The 15609-nt window shown below is 63.2% G+C and carries 14 protein-coding genes; 5 read left to right on the plus strand and 9 right to left on the minus strand.

Annotated elements, in window-relative coordinates:
- Positions 1 to 17: 17 nt before the first annotated feature.
- Positions 18 to 1466 (minus strand): NAD-dependent succinate-semialdehyde dehydrogenase, encoded by a 1449-nt coding sequence (locus tag SxD43FB_RS14435; protein WP_096062796.1) that lies wholly within the window; start codon positions 1464 to 1466, stop codon positions 18 to 20.
- On the opposite strand from SxD43FB_RS14435, the gene SxD43FB_RS14440 reads away from it, so the two are divergent.
- Positions 1465 to 1653: a hypothetical protein gene (locus SxD43FB_RS14440; RefSeq protein WP_069064097.1), complete on the plus strand. Its 189-nt coding sequence runs from the start codon at positions 1465 to 1467 to the stop codon at positions 1651 to 1653. The genes SxD43FB_RS14435 and SxD43FB_RS14440 overlap by 2 nt on opposite strands.
- A gap of 70 nt (positions 1654 to 1723) precedes the next feature.
- Entirely contained in the window at positions 1724 to 2734 is a 1011-nt protein-coding gene (locus tag SxD43FB_RS14445) for a hypothetical protein (protein ID WP_096062797.1), read from the plus strand.
- 478 nt (positions 2735 to 3212) lie between these two features.
- Here SxD43FB_RS14445 and SxD43FB_RS14450 read toward each other — a convergent pair whose 3' ends face one another.
- The 6 genes from SxD43FB_RS14450 to SxD43FB_RS14475 all read right to left on the minus strand — a co-directional run bounded on the left by SxD43FB_RS14450 (position 3213) and on the right by SxD43FB_RS14475 (position 9164).
- Positions 3213 to 4457 (minus strand): replication initiator protein A, encoded by a 1245-nt coding sequence (locus SxD43FB_RS14450; protein WP_255245741.1) that lies wholly within the window; start codon positions 4455 to 4457, stop codon positions 3213 to 3215.
- 98 nt (positions 4458 to 4555) lie between these two features.
- Positions 4556 to 5572: a ParB/RepB/Spo0J family partition protein gene (locus tag SxD43FB_RS14455; protein ID WP_096062799.1), complete on the minus strand. Its 1017-nt coding sequence runs from the start codon at positions 5570 to 5572 to the stop codon at positions 4556 to 4558.
- Positions 5569 to 6759 carry an AAA family ATPase gene (locus SxD43FB_RS14460; protein WP_069064099.1) on the minus strand — a complete coding sequence of 397 codons (1191 nt, stop codon included), beginning with the start codon at positions 6757 to 6759 and terminating at the stop codon, positions 5569 to 5571. Before SxD43FB_RS14460 ends, SxD43FB_RS14455 begins: the two co-directional genes overlap by 4 nt.
- A 435-nt stretch (positions 6760 to 7194) precedes the next feature.
- Positions 7195 to 7743, minus strand: coding sequence for a nuclear transport factor 2 family protein (locus SxD43FB_RS14465; RefSeq protein WP_096062800.1), 549 nt, complete (start codon positions 7741 to 7743; stop codon positions 7195 to 7197).
- On the minus strand, positions 7733 to 8617 hold the full coding sequence (locus tag SxD43FB_RS14470) for an SDR family NAD(P)-dependent oxidoreductase (RefSeq protein ID WP_096062801.1): 885 nt from the start codon (positions 8615 to 8617) through the stop codon (positions 7733 to 7735). Before SxD43FB_RS14470 ends, SxD43FB_RS14465 begins: the two co-directional genes overlap by 11 nt.
- A 13-nt stretch (positions 8618 to 8630) precedes the next feature.
- On the minus strand, positions 8631 to 9164 hold the full coding sequence (locus SxD43FB_RS14475; RefSeq protein ID WP_255245742.1) for a nuclear transport factor 2 family protein: 534 nt from the start codon (positions 9162 to 9164) through the stop codon (positions 8631 to 8633).
- 204 nt (positions 9165 to 9368) lie between these two features.
- Here SxD43FB_RS14475 and SxD43FB_RS14480 point away from each other — a divergent pair, with 204 nt between their 5' ends.
- A complete protein-coding gene (locus SxD43FB_RS14480; protein ID WP_096062802.1) occupies positions 9369 to 10541 on the plus strand; it encodes a MaoC family dehydratase N-terminal domain-containing protein in 1173 nt (390 codons plus the stop codon).
- A 30-nt stretch (positions 10542 to 10571) separates the two neighbouring features.
- On the opposite strand, the gene SxD43FB_RS14485 is transcribed toward SxD43FB_RS14480, so the two are convergent.
- Entirely contained in the window at positions 10572 to 11624 is a 1053-nt protein-coding gene (locus SxD43FB_RS14485) for an oxidoreductase (RefSeq protein ID WP_096062803.1), read from the minus strand.
- Positions 11617 to 12339: an arylesterase gene (locus tag SxD43FB_RS14490; protein WP_096062804.1), complete on the minus strand. Its 723-nt coding sequence runs from the start codon at positions 12337 to 12339 to the stop codon at positions 11617 to 11619. The genes SxD43FB_RS14485 and SxD43FB_RS14490 overlap by 8 nt, the downstream gene beginning before the upstream one ends.
- Between SxD43FB_RS14490 and SxD43FB_RS14495 the strand changes: the two genes are divergently transcribed.
- Both SxD43FB_RS14495 and SxD43FB_RS14500 read left to right on the plus strand, forming a co-directional pair.
- Positions 12338 to 13039: an ABC transporter ATP-binding protein gene (locus tag SxD43FB_RS14495; RefSeq protein ID WP_096062805.1), complete on the plus strand. Its 702-nt coding sequence runs from the start codon at positions 12338 to 12340 to the stop codon at positions 13037 to 13039. The two genes, SxD43FB_RS14490 and SxD43FB_RS14495, sit on opposite strands and share 2 nt — an antisense overlap.
- Positions 13036 to 15549, plus strand: a complete 2514-nt coding sequence (locus SxD43FB_RS14500; RefSeq protein ID WP_096062806.1) for an FtsX-like permease family protein — start codon at positions 13036 to 13038, stop codon at positions 15547 to 15549. Before SxD43FB_RS14495 ends, SxD43FB_RS14500 begins: the two co-directional genes overlap by 4 nt.
- Positions 15550 to 15609: the final 60 nt, after the last annotated feature.

Raw genomic sequence — 15609 nt, forward strand, 5'->3', positions numbered from 1 at the left:
TCTTTCTGATCTACGCCTTAAAGGCCCGCCATGCACATATATTTCATCTCGACATAATCTTCGATGCCATGGCGCGACCCTTCACGGCCCATGCCGGATTGCTTGATGCCGCCAAAGGGGGCGACCTCAGTCGAGATCAGCCCGGTGTTGATGCCCACCATGCCGACCTCCAACGCCTCCCCCACCCGCCAGGCACGGGCCAGGTCGCGGGTATAGAAATAGCCCGCCAGCCCCACCTCGGTATCATTGGCCAGCGCGACCGCTTCTTCCTCCGTATCGAACAGGAACAGCGCCGCGAGCGGGCCGAAGGTTTCATCCTGTGCCAGCAGCATGTCGGGCGTGCACTCTGCAACGACTGTGGGTTCGTAGAAGCTGCGCCCGAATGCGTGGCGATGCCCTCCGGTGACGATCCGGCCGCCCTTGGCCAGCGCGTCGGCAACATGCTCCTCCACCTTCTGGACCGCCTTGTCGTCGATCAGCGGTCCTTGGGCGACGCCCTCCTGTGTGCCCGGCCCCACCTTCAGCTGTTTGACGGCGGCGGCCAGCTTCTGTTCGAACGCGGGCGCGACCTCTCGCTGCACCAGGATGCGGTTGACGCATACGCAGGTCTGGCCGCTGTTGCGATATTTGGACGCCATCGCCCCTTCGACCGCCGCATCCGGGTCAGCATCGGCAAAGACGATGAAGGGCGCGTTGCCGCCCAGTTCCATCGACAGCTTCTTCATCGTCGGCGCGCATTGCGCCATCAGCGTCTTGCCGACCTCGGTCGATCCGGTGAAGCTCAATTTGCGAACCAGCGGGCTGGCCGTGAGTTCGCCGCCGATCACCCGCGACGATCCGGTGACGACGTTGAACACGCCGGCGGGCACCCCTGCCCTTTCCGCCAACACCGCCAGCGCCAGCGCGGTCAACGGTGTCTGGGTCGCGGGCTTCAGCACCATCGTACAGCCTGCCGCCAGGGCAGGCGCTGCCTTGCGCGTGATCATGGCCGCCGGAAAATTCCAGGGCGTGATCGCAGCGACGACGCCGACCGGTTGCTTGACGACGACGATGCGGCTGTCTGCGCGGTGGCTGGGGATCACTTCGCCATAGAGGCGTTTGGCCTCTTCGGCGAACCACTCGATGAAACTCGCGGCATAGCCGATCTCGCCCTTGGCCTCGGCCAGCGCCTTGCCCTGCTCGCGCGTCAGGATCATCGCCAGATCATCCTGATGCGTGATCAGCAGGTCGAACCAGCGCCGCAGGATGCGCGACCGCTCGGCCGCCGTCTTCGCCCGCCAGGCCGGGAGCGCCGCGTCCGCCGCCGCGATCGCCGCCTGCGTTTCCGCCACGCCCAGATCGGGAATGGACGCGATCGTCTCGCCCGTCGCCGGATCGGTGACCGCAATGCTGGGCAAACCGGTCCATGCGCCGTCGATCAGGCATTGCTGGCGCAGCAGATCGCGGTCGGAAAGGGCAATGGTCATGAAGGCACCTCTAAATAGCGTATCCGCCATCAACGCAGCGGGGCAGCAACAGGATGCACAGATGATCGGCACCCATCCCAGCGTCAACGCGCCGGATGACCGCCTGCCGAAGGATCGACACGGCGATCCTATTTGTGACTTTCTATATCTGTTTTTTCGTTTAATTATACGCCATATCCAATTGTGATTAGACTATTTATATTGTTTTTCAATTCGGATATGAATCGAACCTAGCGGCCTAGTATCGGATCATAGCCATGGCATCTCCCGATCATAATATGCTTCTCGTTTATGCCCAGGCGCAGGCGGCGATCGAACGGATCGAGGAGCGACGGCGGCTCAGTCCGGTGCGCCATCCCTGGCGAACACGGTGCCTGATCGCCGAGCGGCAGGCCTTGGCCCGCATCGACGGGCAGGCGCTGGACGACCTCGATATCGAGATAAACGCAAGGAGCGCGGTCTCCACCTCGCCTTTCGATCTAAGCGCCGCGCGCGATAGCATCGGCACCGCCATCGGCCTGGAGGCACTGGTGCAGGATGGACCTGCGCTGTTGCGCTGGCTCGGACAAGACCGCCATCCGCCAACTGGCGGGCGCACCATCGGGGACCAGCTGATGGCGATCGAACGATGGCAACGAGACGCCCGCGCCCTGCCCCCCTCCCCGCCCCTACTTCACGGTGCTGATCTGGCCCGCCTCTGGCGCCACCACGCCCCCCTTGGCCGGAGCGACTTGGTGGCGAGTCTGTTGATCGGCGATCGTTGGGGGCCGGGGCGATGGGATGGCTCGGCCGGAGGGATGACGGCGATGGGCCTCGAACGCAGCCGCGCCCCTTGGCTACTGGCTCAGGGTGATGAATTGTCGCTGCTTTGGTTGAAGGCCATTGCGGCGGGTGCGCAGGTCCAGCTTGATCTGGAGATGCGGCTAAGGAGCTATGCGAAGCGCGCGATGGGCCATGTCGCCGGGCGGCGGCGTCCGGGGAAATTGAAGGATGTGCTGCTGCTCGCCATGGCACGGCCGCGCGTCACTAGTCGGCAGGTGGCCGCCGCGTTGGGCCAGACATCGGCTGGCGCGATCAAGCTGTTGACGATTGCCTCCGATCTTGGACTGCTGATCGAACAATCTGGCCAAGCAAGCTATCGCAGCTACGCGATACCCGTGTCTCTATCTTACAGCCCCCTGCCCTCCTCCACCCTGCATCAAGATTGGCATGAGAATGAATTTTGGTCGGGCGATGGGAAAAATGAGGCCTCGCCAGAAGCCCTCTGAGCGCCAATAAGGCGGTCCCAGGTGCCAACCTGTGCCGAAGAGTCTGTAGCGCCTCAGAAGGCCTATACGGCCAATTTTCGCTGATTCTCTTTTTGTTCTGCTGAGTCGGTACGCAAATTTCGTGAGGGATAGGCGGGAGCGTCCCCAGATGCCCGAAGGCGTAATTCTGAAAACACGTCTGCTGCATCGTACATCGCGAACCAGCGACTGGGCGGGCCGGATAGACCAAGGCCCATATGGCTTAACTAGTTTTGACCGATCGTTATCTCGCTATGCGACGTGTTTTCAGAATCACCGCGATAAAGCGCTTGCGACCCGAAAGGTTTGAAAGCCGATCTGCCTAAGTCACGCAATTGCGCGGTCTTTGACGTGGCTGCTGAACGATACGCGCAAATGCTAACGGACCGGCCATCGATTTCATGAAATTCCGAAAACACGTCGAAGGCCGATAGGGGAGGGCGCTAGCCGCCGTCTTCCATCAAAGCCGATATTTATTCCGGCGATGATGCTCCTTTACGAACCCGTAGAAACGCTTGGAATAGTTGCGCGGCAGTTCGGCGGGATTTTCGCCAAGAAAGGCGTCGAACCGCCGCATCAGTTCGTCATAGTCCCAACCCGGAAAATCAGCCCGAATGGCCGCGTAAATGTCTGGATCGAGCATCTTGCTGGCGCTGGAGCTGCGGGCAGGGGAGGGGGGTCGCGCGCCACCTGTCGACGTGCTGACGCGGGCAGGCCGATCGGCAACCCGCATACCTTCCGACACGCGAGAGATCAGCCCAAGCGCAAGACCGGCATCGACCATATCATCCTTCGCGCTGGCCGCGCTCGCAGGCGCTTTGCGTTTGCGGCCGGATTGTTCGGCGAGGTGGCGACGCATGACCATCTTCATCTTTGGTCGTGCGCTCTCGCCGTCGATGACTTCCAGGCTGATATCGGGCAGGTCATTGCCCTTGGCCAGCTCCAGCAGCTTGCGCTTGAACACGGGATAGCTGCTCTCACTACCGCTTTTCTGGTGGAGGGTTTCAAAGCCGATGGTGAAGCCCTCGGCACCATTGCCGCCCGCATGTTTGCGCGACGCGCGATAGAGCCATTTGCCGAGGCCGCTCGTAATTTCGAAATAGAGCGGGGAGATGGACAGGATATTGCGCTTGTCCATCACGCCATCGAAAAACCATTTCGACAGGGTGATCTCCATGCCAAGCGACCGTTGCGTCCGCTCGTCCACGAGATGGGTGTAGCTGTCGATCCAGGAGAAGGTCGTCTCCCGGCTTTTGGCACTAGCGCGGATATTGGTCTTGATCGTGGTGGCCTGCAGCCGGTCGAGCGCACTCACCAGGCGCTCATAAGCACGCCCGCTGGTGCCCCAGCATATGCGCTTGAGCAGATCGCCAGGCTGGATGCGAATAACGGGTGAGAGTTCATTCTGACCCCGCTCGCGCAATTCATTCAGGTGAGAGGCAAGATAGATCATGATGTCGGCGTCCCAGATCGTCGCCATGCCATAGGTGGGATTGGCGGAGACATGGACGGTTACCGACTTGTCGGGACTGATATATTCGATGGGCTTCACGCGCCTGCGCTTCGACAGGCTGAAGAAGGGCCGCTGCATCGTTTCCTGATAATCGCGCAGCGAAATGTCGCTGAAATCAGGCAGAGTGAAGAACATTTCGAACTGGACCTTGCGCTCTTTCAGCGCCGTCTTGAGTTCGCCCTCCTGTTCCACCACGATGATCCCATTTGCCTTCCCCCCAGGGGGAAAATCCATATAACAATATGAAATATAACGATAATATGGCTATTCTTAGCTTTTTACACCCACACCTAGCGCCGCTTGGCCGTGCAAATCTTCGCCCGTTCGATGATGGGGCGCAGCGCTGCCAATATCTCGTCCACCGACAAGTCGGATGGCGACAGGGACAGCGTCAATATCTTCTGCTGATCCTTTTCCACCTGACCGATCGCAGCACCAACCGGGCTTTCGATCGCGGCTTTCTGGACCCGGCCCTTGGCAACCATGGCCTTGAGCAAGCGGGCCATGACCTCCGGCCCGGCAATCGGCTGCTCATCCCCGGATCGGCGAAAACTCTGTTCGGACGCAATCTGCTCAGCCGCCGCCTCCAGCTTCGCGCGCGACGATGGATCGCGCAGCAACGGCAACAACTTCTCGGCATATTTCGCCTGAAGGTCCATCGGCGAATGAAAGGCGCTGACCAGGGCAGGGGGGATTTCGGTCAGCGCAATATAGCGCGATAGCTGCGACTTCGAAATCTTGAGCCGCTCGGCCATGCGCAACTGCACGCCGCCATAGAAATTATCGACCGCCGCCTTGTAGTTCATGCCGCGCTCAAGGTCGGAAATATCCTCGCGCTCGCGATTCTCGATGTCCGCCAGCCGGAACGCGGCCTCATCGTCCAAATCCTCGATGATCGCGATCAGTTCGATGTCGGGATAATGATTGGCGTTGAGCCAGGCGATCGCCCAGTGCCGCCGCGTTCCCGTAACCAGCTCGTAAGGCAGTTCGGCATTGGGCGTGCGCCGGACCACTGCGGGCACGCGATTGCTGCCCTCGGCCAGGATAGAATCGATCAGGCTGCGCAACCGATGCTCGTCCAGCATCGAATAGTCGCGCGCATTGCCAGGCCAGACCGAACATTCAGACGGCTTCAACCGGATCGTCGGCCGCTTGACGATCCGCGCTGCCTCACCAAAGGCTTCCAACCGCTTATTGGTGAAATTGGTACGCGGCGCGGCCGGACTTGGCTCGCTCGTCGCCGGAGGAGGGGCCGGATCGTTCAGCGCCGATGCCAAAGCTTCACTGATGAGGGAACGACGGCTCATGCCGCCACGCCCACACTGGAGTCAGCGGTCAGGCTGGTCGATGGCCATTGCTGGCGAATTTGCTGTTCGACTTCGGCAAAGACCGCATCCAGATTATCACGGCAGCGCGTATAGGTCTGGTGCGACGCGGAGGGCTTGGATTCATAGATGGACCGAAAAGCCTGGGTCGCATTCTTGATTTCCTCGGACGCGAGGATGGGTTGTCCCAGCAGCAATCCCGCATAGGTCGCCTGCATGATCCGCCACATGTCGTTCTCGCCAGGCTTGCTCGGCGAGAAGGCGGAACAGACGACGCGGATGAAACCATAATCGACCGGCGTGCCATTTTCTTCAAGGATCTCGATATTGTCCGCGATCGTGTCCATGAAATGGATGGTCGACAGATAATCGAGCTGCCGCGCGGGCACGGGGATCAGCAGGCCGGTGGCGGCCGCCATCACGTTGAGACCAAGAAAACCCATGGCTGGTGGCGGATCGAGCAGGATGACGTCGAAATCCTTCGTCACGCTGGCAATGCCGATGCGCAGCGCCTGCAACCCCTCGCGCACCGCCTGCCCGCCCTCGCGCAGGGTCGCGGTCAAATCCCATTCGGCATCCTGCAAGCCCAGGCTTGACGGCACGATCTTGATCGTCGGCCAGGGGGTGTCGCGGATGGTCTGCGAAAATTCGCTGAACGTACTGCGCGGCGACAGGAACGCGCCCAATGTCTGTTCGTCGTCGATCAGCGTTTCGGGCTGAATGTCGAACATCGTCGTGGTTGACGCCTGCGGATCGCAATCGATCACCAGCACGCGATAGCCATGCAAGGCGAGATAGTCTGCGAGATGCTTGGTGATCGTGCTCTTGCCGACCCCGCCTTTGAAATTCTGCACTGCCAACACGACGGCATCCTCGTCGGGCTGCTTGCCGACATGAATGCCCAGCGCCTCGCGGATATGGGTCAGGTCTTCGAGTGTGTAGTAGCGGCGGCCATTGGCCTGCTGCTTGGGCTGGGGCAGGCGCCCTTTGGCCTCCGCCTTGGCTAGCGCTTCAGGTGTCCGGCCGATCAGTTCGGCGGCGACGGTCGGGCCAAAACTGATATCGAGCGTCTTGTGATTGTCCGGCCGAAACACGATCGTCTTGATATGATCGCGCATTTGCTGGCAAGCGGTGGTGACGTTCCGCAATGTGTTGACCGTAAACGACATGATGCCCCTCAGCGCCGAATCACGACTGTTGAAAATGGTTGGCGTTTAATGCCTCCATTTTTGCATCAAAGTCAAACCGTAGCAGATGACTGCTGGGAATTGCCACTTGCGGCGTTGCGATAGCGTCAAACGACAACCTTGGCCGTGTCGCACATCGGAAGGGTCTAGAGCCCCCTGATAGCCTTTCAACCTCTATCCATGCGCTGCGTGTGCTCTGGATAACAAACCTGGCCCCCATTTGCCCATCAATTGGCTTAGGGGATTTATTCGGAGATTAGCAGAGTTAGCGCCACCGTCATGCGCCTGTAACGCAACCGTCATCGCGAGTCGCAGCACGACCGATGAAACCGATCCCACGTCTGATCCAATCCGATAGCACGACCAAGCGATTCCGAAACCACGATACATCCGCGTTGATAACACGTTGGATACCGGTCATTCAGGGACATGGGCAGGCCGGTTATTGACCAGCGGCCTCAGATAGGAAGGGTCGCTGCCGTCGCGGGCCGATACGCCATTGGCCGTGATGTCGGGCCAGTCGGCAAAGGGCAGCGGCAGGGTCGGCACCAGGCCCGACCATTCGATGATATTGGTGCGCAGCGTGATCTTCCAGTGGCCCTCCCGCTTTTCCAGCCGATCGAGATAGCGACCGCCCGCAACCCAATTGCTGGCATCGCGGTTGCGCCCGACGAACAGATAATAGGTTTCGACATGGGCTTGGGCACCGTCGATATCGATCGTCTGGTTCAACAGATTATGATGCGTCGCCTCCTGCCCCGCTTCATGCAGCCCCGTTGCCCAGTCATAGAGCGCCTGGGCCTCACCCACGAACGGCCCGGCCGCAATGGTCGCGTCGGAATGAAAGGCCGACAGGAACAAGGCCCGGTCGAACCGGTCCATGCCGCGGGCGAAGCGGACGATGCAGTCGGCAATATCCTGCCGATCAAGCAGCGCGTCCAGCCGCGCCATACGCTCAACGTCCATGGCCAGCCTCCGCGATTGGCCGCCAGATCGGCGATCCCCGTTCGGCGCGCAGTGACGGGATGGTCTTCCCGTCAATATCGCTAATGCCATAATCCTGCGCGACCTCGGCGGTAATGAAGGTGCCGCCCGACCGCGCCATGATCGCCGGATCGGCCGCCAGCGCCGCGATGACGCGGCCCGGAAATTCGGGCGAGCAGCCGACCAGCGGGTTGGTGACGGTGCGTGCCTGCATGGCGGGGTCGGCGGCCAGATTGCGGTTCGCGCGCTCGGTAAAGGTCAGCCCTTGCCAGAGCGAGAGCGAGGCAACGCCATGCGGTTCCAGTTCGATCGCCATGTCCCGCGCCATCCGGTCGACCGCCGATTTGGCGGTGCCGAATATCGTGCCATAGGTATAGGTGACGCCGACATAACCCGAAATCGCGACGATCAGCCCAGAGCGCTGCGGTGCCATGATCTTCGCCGCGTGCCAGGCGGCGGTGAAATTGGACCGCACGCCTACATCCACCATCTGCCAGTTGGACAGCGGCTTTTCCCAGAAGGGCAGGGGGATGGTCAGGTCTTCGGGCAAGGCGAAGGCGTTGTTGACGAGGATGTCGAGCCGACCCTGTTCCTGCACGATCCGATCGAACAGCGCCGCAACCTGCGCGTCGTCGCCATGGTCGACCGCGACCGCTATGCCCCGCCCGCCGCGCGCCTCCTCGCACTGCGCCGCGGTCTCACCGACCGTGCCGGGCAGGTCATGCGCGCCGGGTGTGACCGTGCGCCCGGTCACATAGACGGTCGCGCCTTGCTCGGCGAGCGCAAGCGCGATCCCCTTGCCGATCCCCCGGCTTGCGCCCGTCACCACGGCCACCTTGCCTGTCAACTGTCCCATCGCCTGTCTGTCCTCAATCGGCTTGTGCGAAAAATATGGCGCTGAAATCACCTGCCACCTGTCCGGTGAAATGCGGTGCGCTGAACGGCATTCCCATCAACCCTTGCGACCAGTCGGCGGCCGCGCCTGCATCCTGAAACCAGTCATAGACCATGGTCCGTTTCGCGATCCGCCAGACACCCGTCCGTCGCGCCATCGCGTCGAGATAGCGTCCGCCAAGCCACATATCGCGTGCGCCTTTGCCTGCATCGATCCGGTGATAGGCGCTGACATGGGTTTCGACTTTCGCCAGATCGCCATCGATCTGGATGAGGCTTTGTCCCAATATATGCTGGGTCGCGGCGATCGCGTCGGACCCCGGCACCACCCAGGCGAGATAGGCGTCGAAATCACCCGCAAAAATTCCATAATCGACCGTCGCATCGGACCAGAAGCTGCTGCGGATCAGGTCCGCATCGCGCCGGTCCTCGCCCCGCGCCAGCCGCGCAAGGCAATCGCCTATCGCCATCCGGTCAGCCAGCGGCCGCCAGTCTGCGCCATCAGCCATGGCTCCATTCTCCCTCATTCCCGCAATTGCCATGGACCCGATATGGACGGCTTCGCACCCGCTCGACAGCAGCGCGCCCGGATATCGGCCCGGCGATAACCCCGCCATCGGTCGGCCAAGCCGGTTTTCCATCGCTGCCTGCGCGTGCATCATTGGGGCGTGCCCCTGCTCAGGAAGGGGCGGATCATGAGCAGGAGAGACAGTGTGAGCAGCCCGACGCTAGATTGTTCGGATATCGACCAATATCTGGGCAAGCCGATCCAGCCCGCCCGCATGGTGGAGCCGATCGCCAATAACGACATCCGCCGCTGGGTGCAGGCGATGCACTATCCCAACCGCCTCCACTATGATGCGGGCTATGCCGCGCAAAGCCGCTGGGGCGGGCTGGTCGCGCCGCAGAGCTTTGCCGTGACGATGGATTGCGGCCATGGCTCCGCACCCGCCTGCGTCGGCGGCATCCCCAACAGCCATCTGCTGTTTGGTGGTGACGAATGGTGGTTCTATGGTCCGCGCATGCAGGGCGGCGACCGCATCTGGAACGAGCGGATTCCGTTCGACTATACGGTCAAGGATACCAAATTCGCTGGCCCCACCTGTTTCCAGCGCGGCGACAATTTCTATTATAACCAGGCTGGCGACCTGATCTGTAAGCAGCGGTCGACGACTATCCGCTACAATCAGGAAGCGGGTAAGGATAATGCGCCGACCGATGGCTTCGATGATCCGGTGTGGACCGACGAGGATCTGGAATCGCTCGAAGCGCGCAAGATGGAATGGATCCAGATGCTGCACGATCTGGGCCATGACCGGCGCTGGTGGGACGATGTGACTGTCGGCGCGCCTTTGCCCGAACGGGTGATCGGCCCGCATTCGATCGTGTCCTTCACCACCGAATGGCGCGCCTATACCTTCACCCAATGGGGCGGCACCCACCGGCGCACCGACCTCGACATGGAGGCGCTTGGCTTCGTCAAGGAAATGGCGGGGCATGAAAATGATCCGGTGATGGAAGCGATCAATCCCGAATTTACCGATGGCGCCTATTTCGGCCCGTCGCGCGGGCATCTCTTCCCGCGCTGGGCGCGCTTCATCGGCATGCCGCGCGGCTACGGCTATGGCGCGTCGATGGGGGCGTGGATCACCGACTATTTCGCGGGCTGGGCAGGCGAGTGGGGCATGGTGCGCCATTCCGCCTGCAATTATCGCGGGCCTGCGCTGACCGGCGACATTACGGTGACGACCGGCACCATCCTCGACAAGTTCGTCGATGAGGAAGGCCGCCATATGGTGCAGCTCGATTGTCGCTTGATGAACCAGGCAGGCGTCACGCTGGCAACCGCCAAGGCCGAAGTCGAATTGCCCAAAAAGCCAGCCTGATCGGATCGACCCTCCCCGACAAGGGGAGGGTCAAGCGGGTAGCGGGAGCGCCACCTGCCTGCCGTCCCGTGCTGAAATCTGCGCTGCCTCCACCACTCCCTGCACCGCAACGGCGTCTTCCAGCGTCACGGGAAGGGGGGTGCCCGACAGGATCGCCGCCGCCATCTGCACATAATAATCCTCCTGACAGCCCGCGAGCGCAGGCCGCACAGTCCTGCCGCCTTGCCTGTCATAGACGACAACCGGATCATCGTCCTCGCCCCAGCCCGGATCCCCGGGGCGCAATCCGGCCACGAGCTGCGCTTCCTGCTGGTCGAGCCGCATCTTGACCAGCGTACCGCCCTGCCCATGCACCAGGAAGCGCGGACTGCCGCCCACTTCTCCCGCGGGCGCGCTCATGCTGGCGTGCAATATGACACGCATCCCGGCATAGCGCAGAACGACATGCGCCCAGTCGTCCGATGGCGATCCATCCCGCAAGGCAGCAATGTCGGCGCTCACGCCATCGGGGCGCCCGAACAAGGCCAGCGCCTGATCGACCAGATGTGGCCCCAGGTCGAACCATATGCCTGACCCGGCCGATCCATCCTCCCGCCATCTATCGCGCACGTCCGGCCGGAAACGGTCGAAATGCGATTCGAAATGGGTGATGCACCCGACCACGCCTTCGGCAATGGCCGCGCGGATGCTCAGGAAATCGCTATCGAACCGGCGATTGTGGAAAACCGCGAGCAGTTTCCCGCATTCGCCCGCCAAGGCGGCGAGATCGCGCGCCTGTTGCAGCGAAAGCGCGAACGGCTTGTCCACCACGACATGCTTGCCCGCGCGCAACGCCTCCGCCGCCAGATCGGCATGTGTCGCGCTGGGCGTCGCGATCACCACCAGGTCGATGGCGGGGTCGGCGAAAATCTCGGCCGGTGTCGCTACGCACGCAATGGCCGGGTCCAGGGCCGCAACCTCGTCCACCCGGCTCGTGCTGATCGTCGTCAGCCGCATGGCCGGAACGGCGCGCAACAAAGGCGCATGAAAGACGCGACCCGCCAGACCATAGCCGACCAGTCCGACCTGGATCACATCAGTCACGCAAGGCCCCTTCGACGATCGGCGTCAGCTTGCCGACGATCACTTCCACCCCCTTGTCATTGGGATGAATGCCATCGGGCAATTGCAGTGCCCGGTCGCCAATCACCCCGTCCAGCATGAAGGGATAGAGCGTCGCGTCATATTTCGTCGCCAGCGTCGGGAAGATCGGATTGAAGGCGGCGGCATAATCCGGCCCCATATTGGGCGAGGCAAGCATGCCGGTCAGCAGCACCGGAATGTCGCGCTTCTTCAACTCGGCAAGGATCGCGTCCAAATTGTCGCGCGTCGTTTCGGGACTCAATCCGCGCAGCATGTCATTGCCGCCAAGCCCCACCAGCATCAGGTCCGGCTTGCGCGCCAGCCCGTCGAGCGTGAAGGCGAGCCGCGCCAGACCCGCCGCGCTGGTATCGCCCGACACCCCGGCATTGACGACCTGGGCTTTCATGCCGCGGGCCGCCAAAGCCTGCTCCAGCATCGGGGCCAGCCCCTTGCCCTGGTCCAGATTATAGCCCGCATAAAGACTGTCGCCGAACGCCACCACCAGCTTGCCATCGGCTACCGGCGCAGCGGCGGGCGCGGCCTGCGCGCTGTTGGCGACCTGGGGCGGCGGGGGCGGCGGGGGAGTGTTGTCCGAACAGCCGCTCGCCAGTTGGACAATCAGCGCCAACGCCCCATATTGCGATAATCTGCCCGCCAAGGAGCGCTCCTTCTTCATGCATATGCCTATCGATCCCGCCACTATCGCGATCCGTGCGCGCAATGTCACCCTCTCGCTTGGCACGCGCGACGCGCCGGTCGAGATATTGAAGGGCGTCGATCTCACCTTGTTGCGCGGTGAGAGCATTGCAATCCTGGGCGCATCGGGATCGGGCAAAAGCTCGCTGATGGCGGTGCTGTGCGGCCTCGAACGCGCAACCGGCGGCGATGTGCATATTGGCGGCGTCGATTTCGGCGCGCTGGATGAGGATGACCTGGCCCGCGCCCGGCGCGGCCGCATCGGCATCGTGCTGCAGAGTTTCCACCTGCTCCCGACCATGACGGCGCTGGAGAATGTCGCCGTGCCGCTCGAACTGGCGGGCGTGTCCGATGCCTTCGCGCGCGCTGCCGACGAACTGCGCGCGGTCGGTCTTGGCCACCGGATCGATCATTATCCATCGCAATTATCCGGCGGCGAGCAGCAGCGCGTCGCCATCGCCCGCGCCGTTGCGCCGCGTCCAACCATCTTGTTTGCCGACGAACCCACCGGCAATCTCGATGCGACCACCGGCGTCACCATCATGGACCTGTTGTTCGATCGCCAGCGCGCGGCGGGCGCGACATTGGTCATCATCACCCATGATCCGGCGCTCGCCGACCGCTGCAGCCGGATCATCGAAATGCGTGATGGCCAGGTCGTGTCGGATCGCGCGGCGTGAGCGCGCTGGATTGGGCGTCGAGTTGGCGCATCGCCCGGCGCGATCTGCTTGGCCGGTTCCGGGGATTGCGCCTGCTCTTTCTCTGCTTGTTCCTGGGCGTGGCGACGCTGGCGGCGATCGGCAGCCTGACCTCGGCGATCACGCAGGAACTCAGCCAACGGGGGCAGGGGCTGCTCGGCGGTGACGTCGAAATCGCCATGACCCAGCGCGAAGCGGGGGAGGGCGACAAGGCGGCCTTCCGTCGCCTCGGCCGCTTGAGCGAAACCATCCGCCTGCGCGCCATGGCGCGGGGTGAGAGGCCGGACTCGGCGGCAGTGCTGACCGAACTCAAGGGCGTGGACAGCGCCTATCCGCTTTATGGCACGCTGGCCCTGCAAGGCGGCACCTATCGCGCGCCGCTTGCCCCCGGCCGCATCCTCATCAGCCCGGCGCTTGCGGACCGGCTCGACGTCAAGCCTGGCGATCGGCTGGTCTATGGCACCGCCACTTTCACCATCGCGGACATCATCACCGACGAGCCTGACCGGCTGGGCGAAGGCTTCACCCTCGGCCCAGTGGCGATCGTTTCGCTCGACGGATTGCGCCGCACCGGCCTGATCCAGCCCGGCAGCCTTTATGACAGCAAATATCGCCTCCGCTTGGCCCCTGGGGCCGACGCGCAGGCGGTGCGCGAGGATCTGGAGCAACGCTACGCCTCGGCCGGATGGGAATATAAGGACCGCGATCGTGCCGCGCCCGGCGCCAGCAGCTTCATCGTCCGCATGGGCCAATTTCTCTCGCTCATCGGCCTCGCCGCGCTGGTGATCGCGGGCATCGGCGTTAGCAACGGCGTCGCCTCCTATCTTGCACTCAAACGCCCCGGCATCGCGACCTTCAAGGTACTGGGCGCGACCTCGACCGATATCGCGCGCATCTATCTGCTTCAGATCGGCTGCGTCGCGCTGCTCGGCATTGCCTGCGGTCTGATCGTCGGCTCGCTCCTGCCGCCTGCCATCGTCGCACTGGCGGGCGATGTGCTGCCGGTCAGCCCCGGTTTCCGGCTCCATGCCTTGCCGCTCGTCACCAGCGCGGCCTATGGCCTGTTGATCGCCTTCCTCTTCACCCTGCCGCCGCTTGCCCGTGCGCGGACCCAGCCGGCCGCGCTTCTCTTCCGTGGCGTGGTCGATGCGCGCCATGGCATCGACCGGCGCAGCCTGATCGCCATGACGGCGGCGGGCGCGCTGTTGGTCGCGCTGGCGCTCGGCACCGCGCGCGATCCGCTCTTTTCTGCCGCTGTTCTCGGCGCGACCGCAGCCGTCCTGCTCCTGTTGCTCGGCATCGGCTGGGGCGTCCGCCAGCTTGCCCTGCGTGCGCCGCGCCCGCGTCGGCCCTTGCTCCGCCTCGCGCTCGCCAATCTCCACCGCCCCGGCGCACAGACCGCCGCGCTGATCGTCGCGCTTGGCCTCGCGCTCACCCTGTTCGTCACGCTGGCGGGCATCCAGACCAGCCTCGACAGCGAAATCCGCAACGTCGTGCCCAAGACGGCACCGGCCCAGTTCGTCCTCGACATCCCATCGGGCGAGGGGGATCGCTTCCAGACGATCGTGCGCGCCCAAGCCCCCGACGCGCAGTTCAACATCGTCCCCGCCCTGCGCGGCACCATCGTCGCTTATGGCAATCAGCGCGTAACCGACCTGAAGGAACTGCCCGACGGCGCCTGGTTCCTGCGCGGCGAGCGCGGCATCACCTACAGCGCCACGCTGCCCGAAGGCAGCGAACTGGTCGAGGGGCAATGGTGGGCACCCGATTATGCCGGGCCGCCGCTTGTCTCCTTCGACGCGGAGGCGGCCAAGACGCTCGGCATCGGCGTTGGCGACACGCTAACCGTCAGCTTGCTGGGGCGGGAAATCACCGCGCGCATCGCCTCTCTGCGCAAGATCAATTGGGAGACGATGGGCTTCAACTATATCATGGTCTTCTCGCCTGGCACCGTGTCCGCCGCGCCGCATAGCTTGGCCGCGACCATCACCATGGACCCGCGCCAGGACAATCAGGTCACGCGCGCGCTGCTCGCCGCCTTCCCCGGCGTGTCGGTAATCGCGGTCGGCGAAGTGATCGAACAGGTCGGCGCGATCATGACGCAAATGTCATCCGCCATCGTCGCGGCCGCCTCTGTCGCGATCCTCGCCGGGATCGCGGTGCTGGTAGGCGCCATCGCCGCCTCGCGCCAGGCGCGCAGCTATGACAGCGTGATATTGAAGACGCTCGGCGCAACCCGCTGGCAGATATTGGGCGGCCAGGCGCTCGAATATGGCCTGCTCGCCATGATGCTGGCGCTGGTCGCGCTGGCGCTCGGGTCGGGCGCGGCCTGGTTCGTCATCGTCCAGATCTTCGATTTCACCTGGTCGCCCGACTGGCTCGTCGTCCTTGCGACACTGGGCGGCGGCGCGTTGCTGACGCTCGGCATCGGCCTCGCCGGATCGATCCCCTTGCTGTCAGTGCGCCCGGCCACCGCCCTGCGGCAGCTTTGAACGTCGGGTTGCACGCAAACGGCACCAAGCGCGGCTCAGCCCAGCGCGCTTGGTGCAACC

Origin of the sequence: Sphingobium sp. D43FB (assembly GCF_002312805.1) — a bacterium.
Lineage (GTDB): Bacteria > Pseudomonadota > Alphaproteobacteria > Sphingomonadales > Sphingomonadaceae > Sphingobium.

What these genes read in the sequence shown, in the direction of transcription:
- SxD43FB_RS14440 (WP_069064097.1), top strand. Translation starts at nt 1,465, where the DNA reads ATGAAGGCACCTCTAAATAGCGTATCCGCCATCAACGCAGCGGGGCAG.
- SxD43FB_RS14435 (WP_096062796.1), bottom strand. Translation starts at nt 1,466, where the DNA reads ATGACCATTGCCCTTTCCGACCGCGATCTGCTGCGCCAGCAATGCCTG.
- SxD43FB_RS14445 (WP_096062797.1), top strand. Translation starts at nt 1,724, where the DNA reads ATGGCATCTCCCGATCATAATATGCTTCTCGTTTATGCCCAGGCGCAG.
- SxD43FB_RS14455 (WP_096062799.1), bottom strand. Translation starts at nt 5,572, where the DNA reads ATGAGCCGTCGTTCCCTCATCAGTGAAGCTTTGGCATCGGCGCTGAAC.
- SxD43FB_RS14460 (WP_069064099.1), bottom strand. Translation starts at nt 6,759, where the DNA reads ATGTCGTTTACGGTCAACACATTGCGGAACGTCACCACCGCTTGCCAG.
- SxD43FB_RS14465 (WP_096062800.1), bottom strand. Translation starts at nt 7,743, where the DNA reads ATGGACGTTGAGCGTATGGCGCGGCTGGACGCGCTGCTTGATCGGCAG.
- SxD43FB_RS14470 (WP_096062801.1), bottom strand. Translation starts at nt 8,617, where the DNA reads ATGGGACAGTTGACAGGCAAGGTGGCCGTGGTGACGGGCGCAAGCCGG.
- SxD43FB_RS14475 (WP_255245742.1), bottom strand. Translation starts at nt 9,164, where the DNA reads ATGGCTGATGGCGCAGACTGGCGGCCGCTGGCTGACCGGATGGCGATA.
- SxD43FB_RS14495 (WP_096062805.1), top strand. Translation starts at nt 12,338, where the DNA reads ATGCATATGCCTATCGATCCCGCCACTATCGCGATCCGTGCGCGCAAT.
- SxD43FB_RS14490 (WP_096062804.1), bottom strand. Translation starts at nt 12,339, where the DNA reads ATGAAGAAGGAGCGCTCCTTGGCGGGCAGATTATCGCAATATGGGGCG.